This is a genomic window from Mesorhizobium sp. M2E.F.Ca.ET.209.01.1.1 (genome assembly GCF_004010375.2).
In the GTDB taxonomy this organism is placed as follows: domain Bacteria; phylum Pseudomonadota; class Alphaproteobacteria; order Rhizobiales; family Rhizobiaceae; genus Mesorhizobium.
Genome location: NZ_SADP02000112.1, coordinates 1 through 500, shown reverse-complemented (window position 1 = coordinate 500; position 500 = coordinate 1). Strand labels below are relative to the sequence as shown.

Sequence of the window (500 nt, the reverse complement as noted above, 5' to 3'; positions counted from 1 at the left end):
GGGGGACCTGAGAAGTGGGGCCGGTCGATCGTGGGGACAGAGGATTGACGGTGCCGCTTCTGTTTCAGGAACACGAACGTCTGCCGGCCCTGGCAACGTCAGCGGGACGCACCCCAGCTGCCGCCTCGTAGTTCGGCCGGCGCTGCTTTTTCAAGCGTCGCCGGCCATGTGGTCCGTCAGGCCCGCCGCAGGCAGCTGTCAGAATTTATAGGCGATGCCGATCCTGACCTCATTGGTCTTGACGTGTTCGTGCTCAACAAACGCAGAGTCTGTAGTGGTGGTGGCGGTCGTCACCTTGCCGAAATCGGTGTATCGATAGTCGACTTGAGCAAACCAGTTTTTGTTGATGGCGTACGCGACACCAGCACCGAGGGTCCAGCCAGCCTTAACTTGAGACTTTGAGTCCGTAGCGGGGCCATCTTCGAATTTGGTGTGAATATCCCCGAGGGCCAAGCCGCCGGTCACGTATGGCATCCAATTGTCTATGGCGTAGCCCAAGC

1 protein-coding gene is annotated in these 500 nt (G+C 59.2%); it reads right to left on the bottom strand.

Translation table 11 applies throughout. The features are described 5' to 3' along the window. Positions 1-198: 198 nt before the first annotated feature. Positions 199-500 (bottom strand): OmpW family outer membrane protein (locus EN852_RS34840; protein WP_210238280.1); only part of this gene is annotated, 302 nt, incomplete at its 5' end.